The organism is Streptomyces sp. NPDC044921 (assembly GCF_056432865.1).
Genome location: NZ_JBWKIF010000011.1, coordinates 34,451 through 52,114, shown reverse-complemented (window position 1 = coordinate 52,114; position 17,664 = coordinate 34,451). Strand labels below are relative to the sequence as shown.

The following is a 17,664-nucleotide window of genomic DNA, read 5'->3' as shown; positions in this document are numbered from 1 at the left end:
GATGCTCCCTAGGTGTCGGTTTTGTCGCCGGTCCCGGTCGGCACCGGCGCCGCCACCCCCGGACGGACGGGTCCGGGAACGGCGGTGAGACTTCTCAGTGCCCCGGTTCCACGTCGTAAAAGCCGAAGCCGTCCAGATAGCAGACTGTGGCGAAATCCTGCAGCAGGACGGCGCGGTCCGGATGGATCAGACCCACCGTGACCGGTTCGCTCTCGTCGTCGATCGTGCGCACCAGGCGTTCGCCGGGTCTGAAGCGCTGGGTGACGCCCCGGCAGCTCTCCAGCTCCTCGATCAGGCCGATGTGCGGGTAGCCGCGCAAGACACCCTCGTACGGGGAGGCGAAGAAGGCCATGGCGCCGTGGTTCTCCACCGCGTACGGGGCGTCCACCTCCTTGAGGAACCGTTCCGGCTCGGCGTACGCCTGCACGGTGCGGTCGATCTGCGACTCGCCGGTCAGCAGGACGGCGTACCGGGCGACGTCCGCGCCGCACAGCCGCGCACCGGCCTCGACCAGGCGCGGTCCGGCGGCGGTGAGCATGACCTCCAGGTGCACCGGGCCCCAGAGGATGCCGAGGGCGTCGAGGATGCGGTAGGAGTACTCGGTGACGGCGTGCCAGTCCGCGTCGTCGCCCGGGACCGAGGTCATGCCGTTGATCCGGTCGCGCATGCCGTTGACCGTGATCTTCTGGTAGCGCCAGACGTCCGTGACCCGGTGCCGGCCCCGGCAGCTGACGGTGTTCACCACGAACTCCACGCCCCGCAGGTACTCCTGGGCGACGACGCCCTCGTTGGGGACGTCGAAGACGCTGTCCCGGGACATGATCCGGTGGTACGCGGCGACCGACTGCTCGGGGGTGTCGCAGAACGACACCCCGTCGTTGCGGGCGCTGCGCACCGGTTTCACGACGATCCGGCCGCCCATGGACCGGTGCCACGCCTCCAGCTCCCGCGGGGAGCCGACGCGCTCCTGCCGGGTGGCCGGCACCCCGGCCGCCCTGAGCGCCTCGATCTGGACGTACTTGTCGCGGCGGGCCTCGCTGAGGGCGGTTCCGTTGCCGGGCAGACCCAGGGCCTCGTTGAGCCGGTCGGTGAACTCCACCCCCAGCTCGCTGCCCACCACGACGGCCTCCACAGCGGCCTTCGCCAGTCGCTCGACCATGTGCTCGAAGGTCCCGTCGTGGACCAGGTTGTCCCGGTAGCCGGTCAGGTCCGCCGGCCCGTAGGAGGGCGGCACCTGCGGTGTGGACTGGACACGGACGCAGTCGAGGCCCGCCTCGCGGAACGCCTGCCCCACCTTGTTGACGGCTCCGTAGGGATCGACCAGGGCGATCGTGCGCGGGTCAGCCATGGTGTCCCTGCTCCACCTCGTAGAAGCCGTGCCCGTCGAGGTAGCAGACGGTCTGGAAGTCCTTCTCGACGGTCGCGGCCTCGGCGTGCGCCAGACCGATCGAGAGGGGCTCGCTGCCGTCGTCGACCGTGCGGCGCAGCCACTGCCCGGGGGTGACCCGCAGCGCCATGCCCTGGTAGCTGTCGAGGCGTTCCACCTCGCCGAGCAGCGGGTACGACCGGAGGCGCCCCTCCAGCGGGGAGGCGAGGAACGCCATCGCGGCGTGCCCGTCCCTGCGGTAGGGGCCGTCGACGTCGGCGAGGAACGCCTCCGGGTCGGTGTACGCCTGCACGGTGCGGTCGATCTGCGACTCACCGGTGACGAGGACCGCGTACCGGGCCACGTCCGCGCCGCACAGCCGGGCGCCGAGCTCCACCAGGCGAGGGCCGTCGGAGGTCATGATGATCTCCAGGTGAGCGGGCCCGTGGGCGATGCCGAGGGCGTCCAGCACGGACAGGGCGTACTCCCGCAGCCGGCTCCAGCGCGGGTCCGAGGGCGGCAGGGAGAGGATGCCGTTGATGCGGTCCCGGACGCCGTTGACGTCGATCTTCTGGTAGCGCCAGGTGTCGGTGACGCGGTGGCGCCCGTCCCGGCTGACGGTGTTGACCACGAACTCCGTGCCGACCAGGTACTCCTGCGCCACGACCCCCTCGTTGCGCAGCCCGAAGTCGTTGACGGCGTGGCGGATCCGCTCGTAGGCGGCGACGGACTCGGCCGGGCTGTCGCAGACGCTCACCCCGTCGTTGCGGGCGCTGCGGACCGGTTTGACCACGACCCGCCCGCCCAGCCGCGTGTGCCACGCCCTGAGTTGCGCGGCGTCCTCGACCGTCAGCTGACGTGCCGTGGGCAGTCCGGCCGCCGCCACGGTCCGCGTCTGCACGTCCTTGGTGCGCCGGGCGTGGCTGAGCGCGGTGCCGTTGCCCGGCAGGCCGGTGGCCTCGCACAGGGCGTCGGCGAGTTCGACGCCCTGCTCGGCTCCGGCGATCACCGCGATCGTCCGGTGCTCCGCCAGCCGCGCGGCGGTCGCGCCGACGTCACCGGTGTGCACGAGGTTGTCGGCGTACAGGCCGAGGTCCAGTTCCTCGCGGTAGTGGGCCGGTATGTCGACGGTGCTCTGCACCCGCACGCAGTCGTGTCCGGCGGCGTCGAACGCCTTCGCCAGACGGGCGGCCGAGCCGAAGCCGTCGACCACCGCGACGGCGCAACGCCCGGTCACGAGCCCTGCCCGACGGAACCCAGGGCGGTCGTCAGCCGCTCCACCAGCTCGTCGGCCTCCTCCTCGCCCAGCACGAGCGGGGGCATCAGCACGAGCGTGTTGTTGGTGCTGGTCAGCAGCAGACCGGCGGCCTTGCAGGCGCCGCGCACCGCGGCCATCTCGCTCTCGCCCAGGCGGCCCGAATCCCGGCGCAGCTCGACGCCGATCATCAGGCCTTCGCCGCGCACGTCGTGGATCAGCGGGATCTCCCCGGCCGCGGCGCGCAGCCGTCGGCGGATCTCCGCCCCGGTCGCGCGCACCCGCTCCAGCAGGGAGCCGTCCGCCAGTTCCTCCAGGACGGCCAGTCCTGCGGCCATGGCGGCGGGATGGCCGTCGGCGGTGCAGCCGTGCGGGAAGACGTACTCCGGACGGGAGACGGCCTCGTCGAAGACGGCGTCCGAGCAGACCAGGGCGGCCAGCGGGAAGTAGCCGGAGGTGATGCCCTTGCCCAGCACCAGCATGTCGGGCAGGACGCCCTGCGCGGCCATCACCGACAGCGCGCCCGTCCGGCCGAATCCCGTGGTGACCTCGTCGGCGATGAGATGGATGCCGTGCCGGTCGCACAGCGCCCGGATCCGGGCGAGGGCCCCTTCGGGGGCGGGTACGACATCGGTGCCCATGATCGGCTCGACGATCACGGCGGTGACGTTCTCCGGCCCGCGCCGCTCGACGGCCCGTTCGAGGGCGTCCAGGTCCCAGGGCCGGACGTGGTGCACCTCGGGGGCGAGCGGCGCCTGCAGCGCGTGCATCTGCCGTTCGCCGGTGAGCGCGCCGGCCAGGCCCCCGGTGCCGTGGTAGCCGTTGGTGAACGCGAGGACCTTCACGCGCTGCGTCTCGCCGCGGACCTTGCGCACGAAGCGCGACATGAGCACCGCGGCGCTCGTCATCTGGGAGCCGGTGCTGCCGAAGCGCACGTGGTTGAGGGGGTCGGGCAGTTCCGCGACCAGCCGGCGCGCATAGCGCAGGGAGACCTCGGCGGGCTCCTGGTAGCGGATCATCTGGGCCACCGGCAGCCGGCGGAGCTGCTCGGTGACGGCGTCCACGATCCGTTCGCAGCTGTAGCCGAGGGTGGTGTTCCACAGCGCCGCCCGCGCGTCCAGGTACCAGGTGCCGGTGGCGTCCTGCAGGCGGCAGCCCTTGCCGTGCACGACGGCGGTGGCGTCGAAGCCGCCGTCCCGGACGGTCTGCGGCGTGAGGGAGTTGTGCCAGAGTGCGTCGTGGTCGTTCCTCAGCATGCCAGCGTCTCCAGCTTCTTGCGGTCGAGCTTGCCGTTGTCGTTGAGCGGGAAGCGGTCCACCCGCAGGAACCGGCCGGGGACCATGTAGGCCGGCAGCCGGGCGGCCACCCATCCGGCCAGTTCCGCCACCGGTACGGTGTCGCCCACGTAGAGGGCCTTGAGGTCGGTGCCGTCGAACAGGACGGCGGCGTCCTCGACGCCGGGGTGGCCGCCGAGGGCAGCCTCGACCTCCCCGAGTTCCACGCGGTAGCCGTGGACCTGGACCTGGGCGTCCAGCCGTCCGAGGTGGGTCAGCACCCCGTCCTCCTCCACGACCCGGTCGCCGGTGCGGTACCACAGCCGCGGCGCCGGGGCGTCGTGTGTGTCGTGGACGCGGGCGCCTGTGCCGGGCTCCCAGTCGAGGAACCGGCCGGCGTTGTTCTCCGGGTCCAGGTAGCCCGCGAAGCGCTGTACGCCGCGTACGCACAGCTCGCCCTCGGCCGCGGGACGGCCGGTCTCGTCCAGGACGACGTGCTCCAGGTGCGGCAGGCGGTGGCCGATGGGCACGGAGGCGTTGCGGGTCGTGGGCCAGTCGGCCGGGTCGGCGGGCAGCCGGTACGCGGTGCAGGTGACGGTCAGTTCGGTGGGGCCGTACAGGTTCTCGATGACCGACCGCGGTGCCGCCCGGTGCCAGGCGGCCGCCTGCTTGAGGGTCAGTTGTTCCCCCGCGAACAGACCCCACCGCAGGTCGGGGAGGCACCCGGCGGGCAGCCTGCGCATCCGCGCGGCGAGCGAGACCACCGACGGCACGGAGAACCAGTGCGTGAGCCGGTTGGCGCGGGCGAAGGCGGCCGGGTCGGCGAGGTCGTCCCGCTGCGGTACGACCAGGGTGGCGCCGCCGGCCCACGTGACGAACATGTCGAACACCGACGGGTCGAAGGTCAGGTCGAAGGTCTGGCTCAGCCGGTCGCCCGGAGCGACCTCGTAGCGTTCCACCTGGTGGGCGATGTAGGGGAGCACGTTGCCGTGCGCGATGGGCAGGCCCTTGGGGACACCCGTCGAGCCCGACGTGAAGAGGATGTAGGCGGGCGACCCGTCGGCTGATGGCGAGGCGACCGGCTCGGCCGTCCCGGCCGTGTCCCCGCCGGCCGGTGCCGCCGGGGCGCGGTGGCCCGCGGGGGTGCCGTCCGCCGTCGCCAGGGTGAGCGGGACCGCGCTCTCGCGCATCAGCTCCCGCAGCGCGGTGTCGGTGAGCACGGTCCGCAGGCCGGCCCGGGCCGCGATCGCGGCGTTGCGCTGCGCGGGGAAGATCGGGTTGAGCGGGACCACGGTCGCCCCGGTGCGCAGGACCGCCAGGTACCCGGCGTACGCCAACGGGGAACGGGACGCCAGCAGCCCGATGCGCGCCCCCGCCGGAACCGGGCCGAGGTGGGCCGCGAGACGGTCGGCGGCCCGGGCCAGCTCCCGGTAGGTGAGGGTCGCTCCGGCCACCACCAGGGCAGGCCGGTCCGGGTGGCGCCGCGCGCCGGCGGAGAACAGGTCGGACAGCGAGTCAGACATGGCGGACCTCCCGGTCCATGAGGGCCAGCACGCCGTCCGCCGCGTGCAGTCGGTCGTTGCTGTAGTTCAGCGGGGCGGACCGCAGGTCGCGCAGGGTCCGCTCCAGGCCGGTCGGCGAGTCCTTCAGGTAGCCGTGGCGCATGCCCATCAGGTCCGTCAACTCGTCGGCCGCCGCGGGGCACAGCTCCGACGCGGTCAGCTTCACCGCGTTGACGAGGAGCTGCACCGGCGGGCTCGTGGTGTCCTCGGCCGAGGCGAGGACCGACGCGGTGTGCGTGATGAGCGCGTGGACGGTGTCCAGGCGCTGGCGGACCCGGGAGAGGCGGGCGAGCAGCAGGGGGGAGTCCAGGTCGTAGCGGCGCCGCTCGGCCCGCAGGAGCGTCACGACGCGCTGGAGCGCGCCGTCGGCGGCGCCCTGCCAGCACGCCGCCCAGCCGAGGTGGGCCAGCGGGGCGAAGGTGCGCACCGCGATGTCCCGGAACGCCCCGTGCTCTCCGACGACCTGGTCGCGGGGGATCTCGCCGGCCAGGTGCAGGGGCGCGCTGTGGGTGGCGCGCATGCCCATCGGGTTCCAGTCGCCCCGTACCGTGACGGTCAGCTGGTCGCGTTCGGCGTAGACCAGTGACAGCCGGGAGGGGGACGTGGCGTCGGGGGCCAGGGCGGTGATGAGGAACCCGTCGGCGTGGCTGCCTCCGGTCACCACGGGCGCGAAGCGGTCCACGCGGACGGTGGAGTCGCCGTCGGCCGTCAGCGCGGACCCGGAGGACAGCAGGTGCCCGCCGTTGGCGGCCTCGGTGGTCACCGAGGCCAGGTAGAGCTCGCCGCGGACGATGCGGGGCAGCAGCCGCTCCCGGAGCGGTCCGCCGTCCCGGACGACGGCGGCCACCTGCTGGCAGTGCATGGTGAAGATCATGCCGACCGACATGCAGGTACGGGACAGGCGGCTGCTCACGGCCAGCAGGTCGGTCATGTCACCGCCGGGGCCGCCGTCCTCGGCGGGCACCAGCAGGCCGAGGAGGCCGGTGCGGCGCATGGCATCCAGCGCCTCGGCCGGGAAGCGTGCCTCGCGGTCGCAGACCTCGGCGTGCCGGGCGGCCTCCGCCTCGACCTCGGACACGGCACGCTCCAGGTCGGCGGGCCGCCACGCCGTGCGGGGGAGGTCGGTGACGGTCATCCGGGCACCCCGCTGGTGCGCAGGGTCCGCTCGAAGAGGGCGACGAGGGTGTCCAGGCGGCTGAGGTTGTCCGGGGTGAGTTCGCTCGCCTCGACCTCGGTGTCGAGTTCCTCCTCGACCCGCTCGACGATCTCCACGATGCGGAACGAGCTGAACGTGGGCAGGTCGGTCAACGCGCCGGCGCTGTGCAGGGCGGCCGGGTCGACGCCGAGGACCTCGGCGGTGATGCCGGTGACGACCGCGCGGACGTCGGGTGTCTCCATGATGTCTCCGGGTGTGGTCAGGCGCCGAGTTTGGCGAAGCCTTCTGCGACGCGGGTGAGGGCGTCGGCGACATGGGGGAGGGCGAGCGGGTCGGGGGCCGCGAGCGCGGCCTCCTGCTCCTCGTCGGTGTCGCCGTAGAGCATGCTGGTGGCCGCCTTGAAGCGCAGTGCCCCGGGATCGTCGCCCAGGTGGTGCCCGGCGAGGACGGCCAGGCCGTGCTCGTCCAGCAGATGGCGGGCCAGCGACGGCGATCCGGTCACCCCCCGCTGCGCCAGCGCCTCGCGCCGCGGCTCGAAGTCGGGGTAGACGTAGAACGCCCCGGTGGGCGGCCGGCACGTGGCTCCGGCGGCGATCGCCGCGGCGTGCACGGCGCGGGCCACGGCCCCGTGCAGCCGGGCGCTGGCCGCCAGCCGCTGCCGGATCTCGGGCGGGTCGCCGAAGGCGTACGCCGCGACCTGCTGCATCGGGCCCGACAGCGTGGACCACAGGTCGCTGGCCACGGCGACCAGCCGGTCGCGCAGGTCGCGCCCCCGGGCGCCGGGGGGCACCCGCAGGCCGCCGACGCGCCAGCCGCCGAGCGCCAGGGACTTGGAGAGCCCCGTGGTCACCACGGTGCGGTCGGGGGTCACTTCGGCCGGGCTGAGGAAGGGGGCGTCCGGCCGGTGCATGACGTCGCGGTAGATCTCGTCCGAGACGACGACCAGGTCCTCCGCCTCGGCGATCCGGCACAGCCGCTCGATCAGCCCGGCGCCGGCGAGCGTGCCGGTCGGGTTGTCGGGGAGCGTGAGCACGACGATGCGCGGGTCGCCTCCCGCCCGGCGGGCGCGCTCGATGGTCCCCGGCAGGGCGTCCGGGTCGGGGACGCCGCCGCACTCGGCGGGGATCGGGACGCCGTACACCCGCTTCCCGGCCATGCGGGCCTGCGGCTCGTAGGAGTTCCAGCTGGGACGCGGCAGCAGCACGTCCCCCGGCAGGACCAGGTTCAGCGCCATGAGCAGGGGCTTGCTGCCGGGGCCGAGCAGTACGTCCCCCGGACCGGTGGGCAGGCCGCGGCGCTCGAAGTAGCCGGCGAGCGAGGCGAGTGCGTCGGGCGCCCCGGCCACGGGCCCGTAGGCGTTGCGGTGGGCGCCGGCGCGCAGCTGCTCCACCAGGGGGGCGAAGGCGGGCAGGCGGGACTCGCCGAAGCCGAGGTGGACGACGGACCGGCCCTCGGCCCGCATGCGCGCGACTTCTTCGTTGAGGGCGAGGTTGGGGGACATCGAGGCGCTCACGGCCGCAGCGCCTCCCGGATGTCCTGCGGCGCGTCCGCCGCGATCTCCAGGTCGCTGAGCCAGGTGGCGCTGGGGTCGAAGTGCGCCCGGAACGGGCGGCCGACCAGGGCGGGGTTGCGGGCCTGCGCCAGCCGCAGCTGGAAGTACCGGTCCTTGCCGAGGGTCTCGACCCCGTCCACCACGACCTTGCCGGGCGTGGTCGACATCACCGGGCCGCGCACGGTGCGGGCGAGTCCCGGCAGGGTGCGGTAGGCGGTGTGGAAGATCTCCATCGCGCGGGCCAGCGGCACCTTGAAGTAGTCGTAGGGACCGGTGTCGCGCTCGACGAACATGTAGTAGGGGACCGCGCCGAGGGCCAGTTCGGACTTCCACATGGCGGCCCAGGTGTCGGCATCGTCGTTGATGTGCGCGACCATGGGGGCCTGGCAGTAGACCACGGCTCCCGTGGCCCGGATCCGCCGCACCGCCTCGGTCACCCCGGCGGTGTGCAGCTCGCGGGGGTGGGTGAAGTGGGCCATGACGGCGACCTGTTTGCCCGCGGCCGCGATCCGCTCGAAGAGCCGCAGCAGCGAGTCGGCGTCCGCGTCGCTGACGAAGCGCTGCGGCCAGTAGGCCAGGGACTTGGTGCCGATGCGGATGGTGTGGACGCTCTCCACGCCGAGCAGGGGCTCCAGGTGTCCGGTGAGGCGCTCGGTGCTCATCACCATGGGGTCGCCCCCCGTCACCAGGACGTCGCTGACCTCGGGGTGGTCGTGCAGGTAGCGCACCAGGCGGTCCGGGCCGGGGGCGGCGAAGCGCAGGGACGGGTCGCCCACGAACTGCGCCCACCGGAAGCAGTAGGTGCAGAAGGAATGGCAGGACTGCCCCTGCGTGGGGAAGTACAGCACCGTCTCGCGGTACTTGTGCTGCAGGCCGGCCAGCCGCTCGCCCTCGTGCACCGGCACGTTGTACTCGCGCTGCCCGGAGGGGTGGGGGTTGAGCCCGGCGCGGATCCGGGCGACCTCGGCGGCCATCTCGCGCTTGCCCGCCCCGGAGCGCACGAGGGCCTCCAGGGAGCGCTCGTCGTCCTCGGGGAGCATGCCGCGCTGGGGGAAGACCAGGCGGAAGAGCGGATCCTGCGCCGGGTCCGTCCAGTCGATCAGCTGGTCGAGCACGTACTCGTTGACGCGGAACGGCAGGACGTGCGCCAGCAGGGCGATGCCGTCCCGGATCTGCGGGGAGAGCCCGTAGCGCCGGGCGATGTCGTCGATCTGCCGCGGACCGAAGGCACGGAAGCGGGTGGCGCCGACCGGTTGGTCGAGCATCAGTGTCATGCGGGGTCCCTCTGAATTCGGCGGAATAGCTGGGCGACGGCAGGCCGGCCCTTGTCGGCGGTCGTGGCGTCGAGCGCCGATTACCCCGCTGGGATTCGTTGATTCGAGTTTGTTTCCACAGCCATACATGTTTCGCATGGCGCCGATAAGAAAACCGAATTAAGCCGCCTGACCTGCCTTCATAATGCTCACAGGCAAGGAGGATAAGACCCCTCTATGGGGTGCGAACGGAATTCGTTTGAAAGGTGGGTGGCGCGGAAGTCGCTTCTCGTCAATGCCATTGAGTGTGGAAGGAAAGATCATCGATGATCGGTTGCCCGCGTCGCGGACGCACACCATGAGCCGCGCGGATGTCGCCCAGCCGGTGCTCATGCCGATGAGCCGGCCCCGGCCCGGGAGGTGCAGCGTCCTCGTCCACGCCGCCGGCGGTGGTGTCGGGGCCTACACGGGCGTCGGGTTCGCCCTGCGCCGGTCCGGCCCGGTCTTCGCCCTGCGCGGGTACGGGCTGGCGCCGGGGGAGGAGCCGGACCGCAGCGTCGACGCCATGACGGACCGGTACTGGTCGCTGCTGGCGGAACTCCCCGAGCCGCCGGGGCTGTTGTTCGGCTGGTCGCTCGGCGGAGTCGTCGCATGGGAGCTGGCCGCGCGGCTGGCCGAGGAAGGGCGGCGGCCACGGGTCGTGATGGTCGACAGCCCCGCCGCCCGCGTCGACCGTGACCCGGCGGCCGCACGGCGGTGGCGCGAGCGGGTCCACGCCTCCCTCGCCGCCGACGACAGCGGTGTTCCCGCCGCCCGGGTCACCGCGACCGCCGACGCGCACCTGGACGCCGTCCTCTCCTACCGCGCCCGGACGCGACACGACTGCCCCGCCCTGCTGATGCCGTGCGCCGACGAGGACAACGACGACCACTTGGCGGTCTGGCGCGAGGTCGCCCCGCGACTGACCGTACGGCCGCTGCCCGGCGACCACTTCACCGCCTTCGACGGCCAGCGGCTGCCCCTCCTCCTGGACCACCTCGGCGCCTTCCTCACCACGACGGAGGAGCAGCATGCCTGACGGTCTCCTGAGCCGGGCCCGCGCGGCGTTCGACGCGGCCCCGCCCGTGGGCGACCCCGCCTACGACCGGTACTGCCGCGTCCTCGGCGAGGAACTCGTCGCGCACTGGCCGCAGATCGCCAGGGCCAACGCGGCGGACGTCGCCACGGCCCGGCGACTGGGCATGCCGCCCACGCTGGTGGAGCGGCTGCGGCTGACCGAGGTCCACCGGGACCGGATGGCCGAGCTGACCGCGATGACCCGGGACGAACTGCGGCAGGTGCGCGAGACCGAGGTGCCCGTCTCCGGCGCGGCACGGCACGTCCACCGCGTCCCGCGGCCCCTCGGCGTCATCCTGATGGTCTACGAGGCGCGGCCCACCGTCACCGTGGACGGCGCCCTGCTCCCGGTCGCCGTCGGCAACGCCGTACTGCTGCGCGGCGGCAAGGAGACGGCCGCCACCAACGCCGCCCTCGAACGGGTCGTGCACGCCGCGCTCACCCGGGCCGGACTGCCCACGGGCCTCGTCACGGTGCTGGACGACCCGCGACGCCGGCTGCTGCGGGACCTGCTGAAGCGGCCCGACCAGGTGGACGTGCTGATCCCGCGCGGCAGCCCCGCGCTCGTCGAGTACTGCCGCACCAGCGCCATCCCGCTGATCGCCAGCGGCGGCGGCGTCAACCACCTCTACGTCCACCGCAGCGCCGACCTGGACCTCGCCGTGCGGGCCACGCTGGACAGCAAGCTGCCCGAGCCGGCCGGCTGCACCTCCGTCGAAACGCTGCTGCTCGACCGTGCCGTCGCCCGCGACTACCTCCAGGCCCTGGCGCGCGGTCTGGCGGGCCGTGAGACGGAACTGACCCTGCACACGGCACCCGAACTCAACGCGCTCGTCCCCACCACGCTGAAGACCGAACCCCTCGCCGCGCACGATCTGGGCCGGGAGTTCCTCGACCCGGTCGTCGCCGTCGTGCCGGTCGACGACGAGAACGCCGCACTGGACCACGTCCGCCGCCACGGCTCCGGGCACACCGAGGGCGTCATCGCCCGGGACCGGCACGTCATCGACGCCTACCGCCGCCGCGCCGACGCCGCGATGGTCGTGGTCAACGGCTCGCTGCGGCTGCACGACGGCCCGACCCTCGGTCTGGGCACCGAGATCGCCATCGCCACCGGCCGGCTGCACGTGCGCGGTCCCGTGACGCTCGGCGCACTGGTCACCCACAGCTACGTCACCGACGGCGCCGGCGCGCTGCGCGGCTGACGCCCGGCCTCCCCCCTCCCCGAAAGGCGTGCCATGCCCCAGGAACTGTCCCTCGACCGGGACGCCGTCGCCACCGTCGTCAAGAAGGTGGTCATCGCCGAATCACGGCTGTCCCTGCCGCCCGGCAGCGTCAGCGACGACGAACCGCTCGTCGGGGACCTGCTGAACGTGAACTCCCTCGGCTTCGTCGGCATGCTCGTGCGGATCGAGGACGAGCTGGACGTCACCCTGCCCGACGACCTCTTCGTGGGGCGCAGCTTCCGCACCGTCCGGGACCTGATCGACGTGGTGACGGCCGCGGAGGTGCAGCGGTGACGCACACGGTCCCCACCCGCTGGCGCAGCATCCTCCCCCACCTGTCCGAACCCCTGCCGCCCGACCGCACACCACCCCGCTCCGGTGACGGCACCGGGGAGATAAAGATCAACCTCCCGACCGAGCTGATCCGGCACAGCGTCTCCGCCCGTGAGTACTGGGACATACCCGCCCCGGTCGTCGAACGCTACCGCCAGTACCGCCCGACCCCGTTGTGGCGTGCCCGCGGCTTCGAGGAGGCCGTCGGCGCCCGCGTACCCGTGTACGTCAAGAACGAGGGCGTGAACATCTCGGGCAGCCACAAGCTCAACACGGCGCTCGCACAGGCCTACTACTACCGCAAGGCCGGTGTGAAGGAGCTGGTGACGGGCACCGGCGCGGGCCAGTGGGGCACCGCCATGGCCGCGGCCTGCGCCCTGTTCGGACTGCGCTGCCGGGTCTTCATGGTCGAGTCCAGCCTGCGGCGCAAGCCCTACCGCGGGGTCCTGATGCGGATGCTGGGCGCCGAGGTGCACGCCAGCCCCAGCGGCATGACCAAGGTCTCCGCCAAGGAGGACCCGGCCGTCGGCAACAGCCTCTCGCTCGCCATCGGGGAGGCCGTCGAGTACGCCGCCGAACACGACCGGGTGGCCTTCTGCATCGGCAGCGGCGAGACGTACAGCATCCTGCACCAGTCCGTCATCGGACTGGAGGCGGAGCAGCAACTCGCGGAACTGGACGCCCAGATCGGCGCGGTCGTCGGCTGCGTCGGCGCCGGATCCAACTTCGGCGGCATCGCGCTGCCCTTCCACGCCACCGCCCGGGCGGCGGGCCGCACGGGGCCCCGGCTGGTCGCCGCGGAGTCCAGCAGCACACCGAAGCTGACCCGCGGTGTCTACGCCTACGACAAGACGGACGCCACCGGCAGCGGCCCGATGGAGCCCATGTACACCATCGGCAGCGACTACCGGATCCCGGACGCGCACACCGCGGGCCTGCGCTTCCACGGCGCGGCGAAGCTCATCTCCGCGATGCGGCACAGCGGCGACGTCGAGGCCGTGGCGGTCAGCCAGGCGGACGCCCTCGACGCGGGCCGGCTGCTCGCCCGCCACGAGAGCGTGCTGCCGGCGCCCGAGTCCGGCCACGCCCTGGCGGCCGCCGCCCGGATCGCCGCCTCGCCCGGCACCACCGGCGGGGTCCTGGTGTGCGTCAGCGGCCACGGCTACCTGGACCTCGGGGCCTACGAGCACTTCCTCGACGGCGGGGTCGAGGACCAGTCCCCGCCCGACGAGGCACTCGCCCGCGCGGTGGCCGGGCTGACGAGGGTGGAGACCGGCTCGTGACGGCCACCGCGGCCCCGTCCGTGCGGACCGGCATCCTCGACTGCGTGCAGGTCAACCTGGCGCTCCTCGCGGACCGCCGGCACGGGCCGGGACGGCACCTCGCCCTCGGCGCGCGGCTGCGCTTCCGGCCGGGGCCGGGCCCGGACGGGCTGCCCACGGTCGACCCGCCGCCGGAGGAGCACCTGCGCGAGGGAGCCGCCCTCGTGGGCCTGCGGCCGGACTCCTTCGCCCACCGCGTCCCCGCGCGGCGGCTGCGCGCCCTGGCCGGACGCGCGCCGGTGGTCTACGCCGTCGCCGACTCGCACGACATGCCGTGGCTGCCCTACGCCGGCCGGGCACACATGGAGCACAGCTTCCTCGTCGGCGCCCACCGCGACGGCGCCGAGGTCGAGGACGCGTACGACAACGAGACCGCGTGGGGCCCGGCCCGGCCCGGCCGGTGGACGTTGCCCTGGGAAAGCCTGCCGACCGCCTCCTTCGCGTGCACCCTGTCACCCGCACCCGGGTACCGCGCGCCCGCGCCGGAGCTGTCCCTGGACGATCCGGCGGCCTACGTCGACGCCTACGCCACCCACCCCGACCGGCTCGCCGCCCTGCGCCGGCTGACCGCGGAGACCTGGCTGCTGACGCGGGCCCGGCACCTGCACGCCGCCTACCGCGAGCACCTCGGCGAGCGGCTGGACGCGCGGGACCACCTGCGCCGCTGGGACCGGCTCACCGCGACCGCGTTCATCGCCCAGCGGCGCGCCGAACGGGGCAGGCCGGTCCCCGACGCCCTGCTGCCCGAACTGACGTCCCTGCTCACCGCCGACCGCGAGGTGTTCGCCCTGCGCGACCACCGGCCCTGACCTGCCGATCCCCCCTCACACCCAAGCGACGGAGAAGCCGTGAACCAGCACTTCATCGACCTGCTGACGCCCTTCCTGCCCAACCTCGGGGACCGTCCCCTCACCGAGGACAGCCGCCTGCACGACCTCGGGATGAACTCCATGAAGGCCATCGACCTGCTCTTCGCCCTCGAGGACGGACTGGGGGTCTCCCTCCCGGACGAGGACCTCAACGACACCACCTTCGCCACCGCCGGCAGTCTGTGGGCCGCGGTGCAGCGGGCACAGGGTGCCGCCGAAGGGGACCGCAGGGCGGCGGCATGAGCGTCTCCGCCGCGCGGGAGGCCACCACCGCCGCCGGTTCCCGGCTCGCCACACTGCCCGCCGACGCGAGCGGCGCCGACCTCTGGCGCGCGCTCGGCGCGGAGAACCGGCTGGCCGGTGCCTACCGCGGCAACGATCCGCGCCGGGGCGTCGACGCGACCGCGCTGGGCGCCCTGCTCACGGACGTCGACCGCCGCTTCGGCGTCGGCTCGACGCTGGCCGTGACCGTGCCGCTGGCCACCTGCCTGCCGCTGCTGGCCCGGGGGACCGGTCCGGCCGCCCGGACCCTCGCCGACAGCCTCGACGGCCGCACCGTCGTGGCCCTCGCCGCCACCGACGAGGACTCCGGCTGCGACCTGGCGGCACTGGACACGCGCGTCTCCTTCGACGGGGACCACCTCCGGCTCGACGGAACCAAGCGCTGGATCACCAACGCGACGACGTGCGGCGCCGCCCTCGTCCTCGCCCGCCACCGGCCCGGGCCCCACTTCACCAACTTCACGTGGGTGCTCGTACCGGCCGGCGCACCCGGCGTGCGCGTCGAACCGGCCGGCACGGAGCTGTTCGACGGCTCCGGCACCGGGCACCTCACCTTCGAGGACGTCCGGCTGACCCGCGACCACGTCGTGGGCGGCACCGGCCGGGGACTGAGCGCGTTCGCGGCCCATATCGCCACCGAGCGGCTGGCCGGGGCCCTGTGGGCGGTCGCGCTGTGCGAGCGCGTGCTGCGCGACACCGCCCGCTACCTGGGGCGGCGCCGGCACGGCGGCGGGGTCCTGTGGGACCGGGAGGCGATACGCCAGCGCTGGGCGGGCGCGCTGCTGCGCTCCCGCCAGCACCGCGCCCTGACCGAGAGCCTCACCGAGGCGGTCGCCGAACGCCGCGACACCTCGGCCGCTGCGCTGCTCAAGGCCAGCGCCGCGGAGACCGTCGAGCACGTCCTCGACGTGTGCGCCCACCTCCAGGGCGCGCACGGCTTCCGCACCGGTGGACCGCAGCATCTGCGGGCGCAGGCGGCGCTATTCGGGATCGGCGGCGGCACGACCGAGGTCGTCCTGGGCATCGTGGCCGAAACGGCTTCCCAGACCGATGCCGGGGAGTCGCCGTGAAGGCCCTGGAGACCAGCCCGGGAGTCTGGGTGGCCACCGGTGAGGCGTCCAGCGCCCGCCTGACCCCCGCCGACCTCGCCACGGCACGCGACCGGCCGGCCTGGCGTGCGCGGCAGATCCTGGCCGGGCGTGCGCTCCTGCGCGGCCTGCTCGCGGAGGTGGCGCCCGGCGACGCCGGTGAGCCGGTCGTGCCCGGCCACAACGGCAAACCGCTCCTGGCGGGCCGCTGCCGCCCCGGCATCAGCATCTCGCACGACGGGGACCACACCGTCGTGGCCGTCGCGCCCGGCCGCCGCGTCGGGGTCGACGTGCAGGTGCCGCCGCGGCACGTCGGCGACTCGATGGTCCGGCGGTGCGCCGCCCGCTACACGGCCCACCTCGACCGCATGCCGGCGTCCCTGCGGCACACCGTCTTCACGGAGATCTGGACGGTCCAGGAGGCCTGTGTGAAAGCCGACGGGACCGGTATCGGAGGGCTCCCCTGGAGCATCGACGTGCCCCCGCATCTCGACCACGGCGACTGGCGCGGACTGCGCTGGCGCAAGGTGCGGGACCTCATCGACGTACCCGTGGCGTGCGCTTGGGAGGCGACACCATGACACCTGCCCTGTCCTGCTACTCCACCACGCTGGTGGAGTACCTGGGAGGCGCGGCGGCCGATCGGCTCGCGGCGGCGGTGCACCTGTGGGTGCGCACCGACGGACCGGACGGCGCGCTCGCCTTCTCCCACCACGACCGCATCGACGGCGGAACCCTGGTCCACGACCACCGGCCGGACTGGCCGTCGGCCCGTGCGGCGCTGGCCGGCCTGCTCGCCGAACAGGGGCAGGTGATCGTGTCGGGCAACGCCTTCCACCTGCCCTGGTCACCGCACCACGGGGTGCGGACCGTCCCCCACTGGTTCCTGCTGCGGGGTCACGACGCGCGGGGGTGGCTGGTGGCCGACCCGTTCCACGCCCTGATGCCCGGCGGCGAGCAACTGCCCTACGCCGGAGTGCTCGACGACGACTCGCTGCGGCGGGCGCTGACACCGGTGGGCCGGCTCGACCCGGCCGTCAGCAACCGGGAGGTGCACGCCTTGGGGGAACCGGTGGACACCGGCCCCATGGACGCCTACCGCTGGCTGCGCCGGACCGCCACCGTCCCGGCCCGGGTCCCGGCGCGGTGGCCGGGCACCTGGCTGCGCGAGCCGCGGGAGGTCTTCACCCACCTGCGGGACCGCCTCACCTGTGACGGGGATCTGCTGGAGCGGCACATCGACGACCTGTGGGCGGCGTCCCGGCACCAGCTGCACCGCCTGGGGCCGGACCCCGACCCGGAACTGGCCGACGCCTGGGCGCAGTTGCCCAAGGCCCTGCGCTTCGCCGCCGACTCCGCGCGGCGCGGACGCCCCCGTACCGGTGTGGTCGAGCGGGCCCTCGACACCCTCGCCGCGCTCACGACCGGCAGGGAGGTGAGCCGTGCTCGGGGTTGAGACGACCACGGCCCATGCGGACCCGCCGGCCGGGACGGTGGTGGACGAGGCGCTCTTCCGCGCGACGATGACGGGTCTGGCCAAGTGCGTCGCGGTCACGACCGCCCTCGGTGCGAACGGGCCGGTGGGCTGCACCACGACCTCGCTGATGTCGCTGTCCGTGGCGCCGCCGAGCGTGCTGCTGGCCTTCGGCAGGGGCGGGCGCACCCTGGACGACCTCCTCGGCGCCGGCCGCTTCGCCGTCAACGTGCTGTCCCACACGCAGGGGCCGCTGGTCCGGCGCTTCGCCACCGGCACCCCCGCACAGCGCTTCCGTGACACGCCGCACGCCGTGCTGCGGGGCGTCCCGGTCCTGCACGACGCCGCCGTCGTGATGACCTGCGTCGTCGCGGAGACCCTCACCGCCGTCGACCACGTCCTGGTCATCGGCACCGTGCGCCATCTGAGCACCACCCCCGGTTCCCCGCTGGTGCTCGTCACCGGCGAACCGCACATCGCCACACCCGTGCCGCCCGCCCCGGCCGCGACCGACAACCTGCGTTGACCTGGAGAGA

The 17,664-nt window shown here is 73.7% G+C and carries 18 protein-coding genes; 10 read left to right on the top strand and 8 right to left on the bottom strand.

Features of this window, described 5'->3' with window-relative positions; translation table 11 throughout:
• Positions 1-94: 94 nt before the first annotated feature.
• From AC07DA_RS18785 to AC07DA_RS18750, 8 genes are read right to left on the bottom strand one after another with little or no spacing between them, the layout of a single operon-like run.
• Positions 95-1,348: an ATP-grasp domain-containing protein gene (locus AC07DA_RS18785; protein ID WP_479129269.1), complete on the bottom strand. Its 1,254-nt coding sequence runs from the start codon at positions 1,346-1,348 to the stop codon at positions 95-97.
• Entirely contained in the window at positions 1,341-2,603 is a 1,263-nt protein-coding gene (locus tag AC07DA_RS18780; protein WP_479129268.1) for an ATP-grasp domain-containing protein, read from the bottom strand. The genes AC07DA_RS18785 and AC07DA_RS18780 overlap by 8 nt, the downstream gene beginning before the upstream one ends.
• Entirely contained in the window at positions 2,600-3,877 is a 1,278-nt protein-coding gene (locus AC07DA_RS18775) for an aminotransferase family protein (RefSeq protein WP_479129267.1), read from the bottom strand. Before AC07DA_RS18775 ends, AC07DA_RS18780 begins: the two co-directional genes overlap by 4 nt.
• Positions 3,871-5,418: an amino acid adenylation domain-containing protein gene (locus tag AC07DA_RS18770; RefSeq protein WP_479129266.1), complete on the bottom strand. Its 1,548-nt coding sequence runs from the start codon at positions 5,416-5,418 to the stop codon at positions 3,871-3,873. The genes AC07DA_RS18775 and AC07DA_RS18770 overlap by 7 nt, the downstream gene beginning before the upstream one ends.
• Positions 5,411-6,592, bottom strand: coding sequence for an acyl-CoA dehydrogenase family protein (locus AC07DA_RS18765; protein ID WP_479129265.1), 1,182 nt, complete (start codon positions 6,590-6,592; stop codon positions 5,411-5,413). The genes AC07DA_RS18770 and AC07DA_RS18765 overlap by 8 nt, the downstream gene beginning before the upstream one ends.
• On the bottom strand, positions 6,589-6,855 hold the full coding sequence (locus tag AC07DA_RS18760) for a phosphopantetheine-binding protein (protein ID WP_479129264.1): 267 nt from the start codon (positions 6,853-6,855) through the stop codon (positions 6,589-6,591). The genes AC07DA_RS18765 and AC07DA_RS18760 overlap by 4 nt, the downstream gene beginning before the upstream one ends.
• 17 nt (positions 6,856-6,872) lie before the next feature.
• On the bottom strand, positions 6,873-8,114 hold the full coding sequence (locus AC07DA_RS18755; protein WP_479129452.1) for a pyridoxal phosphate-dependent aminotransferase: 1,242 nt from the start codon (positions 8,112-8,114) through the stop codon (positions 6,873-6,875).
• Between the two features lie 8 nt (positions 8,115-8,122).
• Positions 8,123-9,439: a KamA family radical SAM protein gene (locus AC07DA_RS18750; protein ID WP_479129263.1), complete on the bottom strand. Its 1,317-nt coding sequence runs from the start codon at positions 9,437-9,439 to the stop codon at positions 8,123-8,125.
• 337 nt (positions 9,440-9,776) lie between these two features.
• On the opposite strand from AC07DA_RS18750, the gene AC07DA_RS18745 reads away from it, so the two are divergent.
• The 10 genes from AC07DA_RS18745 to AC07DA_RS18700 are packed head-to-tail and all read left to right on the top strand — an operon-like array spanning position 9,777 to position 17,654.
• Entirely contained in the window at positions 9,777-10,496 is a 720-nt protein-coding gene (locus tag AC07DA_RS18745) for a thioesterase domain-containing protein (protein ID WP_479129262.1), read from the top strand.
• Complete coding sequence (locus AC07DA_RS18740) at positions 10,489-11,739, top strand: glutamate-5-semialdehyde dehydrogenase (RefSeq protein ID WP_479129261.1); 1,251 nt, start codon at positions 10,489-10,491, stop codon at positions 11,737-11,739. The genes AC07DA_RS18745 and AC07DA_RS18740 overlap by 8 nt, the downstream gene beginning before the upstream one ends.
• A 33-nt stretch (positions 11,740-11,772) precedes the next feature.
• Positions 11,773-12,054: an acyl carrier protein gene (locus AC07DA_RS18735; protein WP_479129260.1), complete on the top strand. Its 282-nt coding sequence runs from the start codon at positions 11,773-11,775 to the stop codon at positions 12,052-12,054.
• Entirely contained in the window at positions 12,051-13,376 is a 1,326-nt protein-coding gene (locus AC07DA_RS18730) for a TrpB-like pyridoxal phosphate-dependent enzyme (protein ID WP_479129259.1), read from the top strand. The genes AC07DA_RS18735 and AC07DA_RS18730 overlap by 4 nt, the downstream gene beginning before the upstream one ends.
• Positions 13,373-14,224 carry a hypothetical protein gene (locus tag AC07DA_RS18725; protein ID WP_479129258.1) on the top strand — a complete coding sequence of 284 codons (852 nt, stop codon included), beginning with the start codon at positions 13,373-13,375 and terminating at the stop codon, positions 14,222-14,224. The genes AC07DA_RS18730 and AC07DA_RS18725 overlap by 4 nt, the downstream gene beginning before the upstream one ends.
• Positions 14,225-14,263: 39 nt before the next feature.
• Positions 14,264-14,527, top strand: a complete 264-nt coding sequence (locus tag AC07DA_RS18720; RefSeq protein WP_479129257.1) for an acyl carrier protein — start codon at positions 14,264-14,266, stop codon at positions 14,525-14,527.
• On the top strand, positions 14,524-15,636 hold the full coding sequence (locus AC07DA_RS18715) for an acyl-CoA dehydrogenase family protein (protein ID WP_479129256.1): 1,113 nt from the start codon (positions 14,524-14,526) through the stop codon (positions 15,634-15,636). The genes AC07DA_RS18720 and AC07DA_RS18715 overlap by 4 nt, the downstream gene beginning before the upstream one ends.
• Entirely contained in the window at positions 15,633-16,235 is a 603-nt protein-coding gene (locus tag AC07DA_RS18710) for a 4'-phosphopantetheinyl transferase family protein (protein ID WP_479129255.1), read from the top strand. Before AC07DA_RS18715 ends, AC07DA_RS18710 begins: the two co-directional genes overlap by 4 nt.
• Entirely contained in the window at positions 16,232-17,110 is an 879-nt protein-coding gene (locus AC07DA_RS18705) for a hypothetical protein (RefSeq protein ID WP_479129254.1), read from the top strand. Before AC07DA_RS18710 ends, AC07DA_RS18705 begins: the two co-directional genes overlap by 4 nt.
• Positions 17,097-17,654 (top strand): flavin reductase family protein, encoded by a 558-nt coding sequence (locus AC07DA_RS18700; RefSeq protein WP_479129253.1) that lies wholly within the window; start codon positions 17,097-17,099, stop codon positions 17,652-17,654. The genes AC07DA_RS18705 and AC07DA_RS18700 overlap by 14 nt, the downstream gene beginning before the upstream one ends.
• The last annotated feature ends 10 nt before the right edge of the window (positions 17,655-17,664 follow it).

Coding starts and splice junctions, on each gene's coding strand:
- AC07DA_RS18785 (WP_479129269.1), bottom strand. CDS start 1,348: ATGGCTGACCCGCGCACGATCGCCCTGGTCGATCCCTACGGAGCCGTC.
- AC07DA_RS18775 (WP_479129267.1), bottom strand. CDS start 3,877: ATGCTGAGGAACGACCACGACGCACTCTGGCACAACTCCCTCACGCCG.
- AC07DA_RS18770 (WP_479129266.1), bottom strand. CDS start 5,418: ATGTCTGACTCGCTGTCCGACCTGTTCTCCGCCGGCGCGCGGCGCCAC.
- AC07DA_RS18765 (WP_479129265.1), bottom strand. CDS start 6,592: ATGACCGTCACCGACCTCCCCCGCACGGCGTGGCGGCCCGCCGACCTG.
- AC07DA_RS18760 (WP_479129264.1), bottom strand. CDS start 6,855: ATGGAGACACCCGACGTCCGCGCGGTCGTCACCGGCATCACCGCCGAG.
- AC07DA_RS18755 (WP_479129452.1), bottom strand. CDS start 8,114: ATGTCCCCCAACCTCGCCCTCAACGAAGAAGTCGCGCGCATGCGGGCC.
- AC07DA_RS18750 (WP_479129263.1), bottom strand. CDS start 9,439: ATGACACTGATGCTCGACCAACCGGTCGGCGCCACCCGCTTCCGTGCC.
- AC07DA_RS18745 (WP_479129262.1), top strand. CDS start 9,777: ATGAGCCGCGCGGATGTCGCCCAGCCGGTGCTCATGCCGATGAGCCGG.
- AC07DA_RS18740 (WP_479129261.1), top strand. CDS start 10,489: ATGCCTGACGGTCTCCTGAGCCGGGCCCGCGCGGCGTTCGACGCGGCC.
- AC07DA_RS18735 (WP_479129260.1), top strand. CDS start 11,773: ATGCCCCAGGAACTGTCCCTCGACCGGGACGCCGTCGCCACCGTCGTC.
- AC07DA_RS18715 (WP_479129256.1), top strand. CDS start 14,524: ATGAGCGTCTCCGCCGCGCGGGAGGCCACCACCGCCGCCGGTTCCCGG.
- AC07DA_RS18705 (WP_479129254.1), top strand. CDS start 16,232: ATGACACCTGCCCTGTCCTGCTACTCCACCACGCTGGTGGAGTACCTG.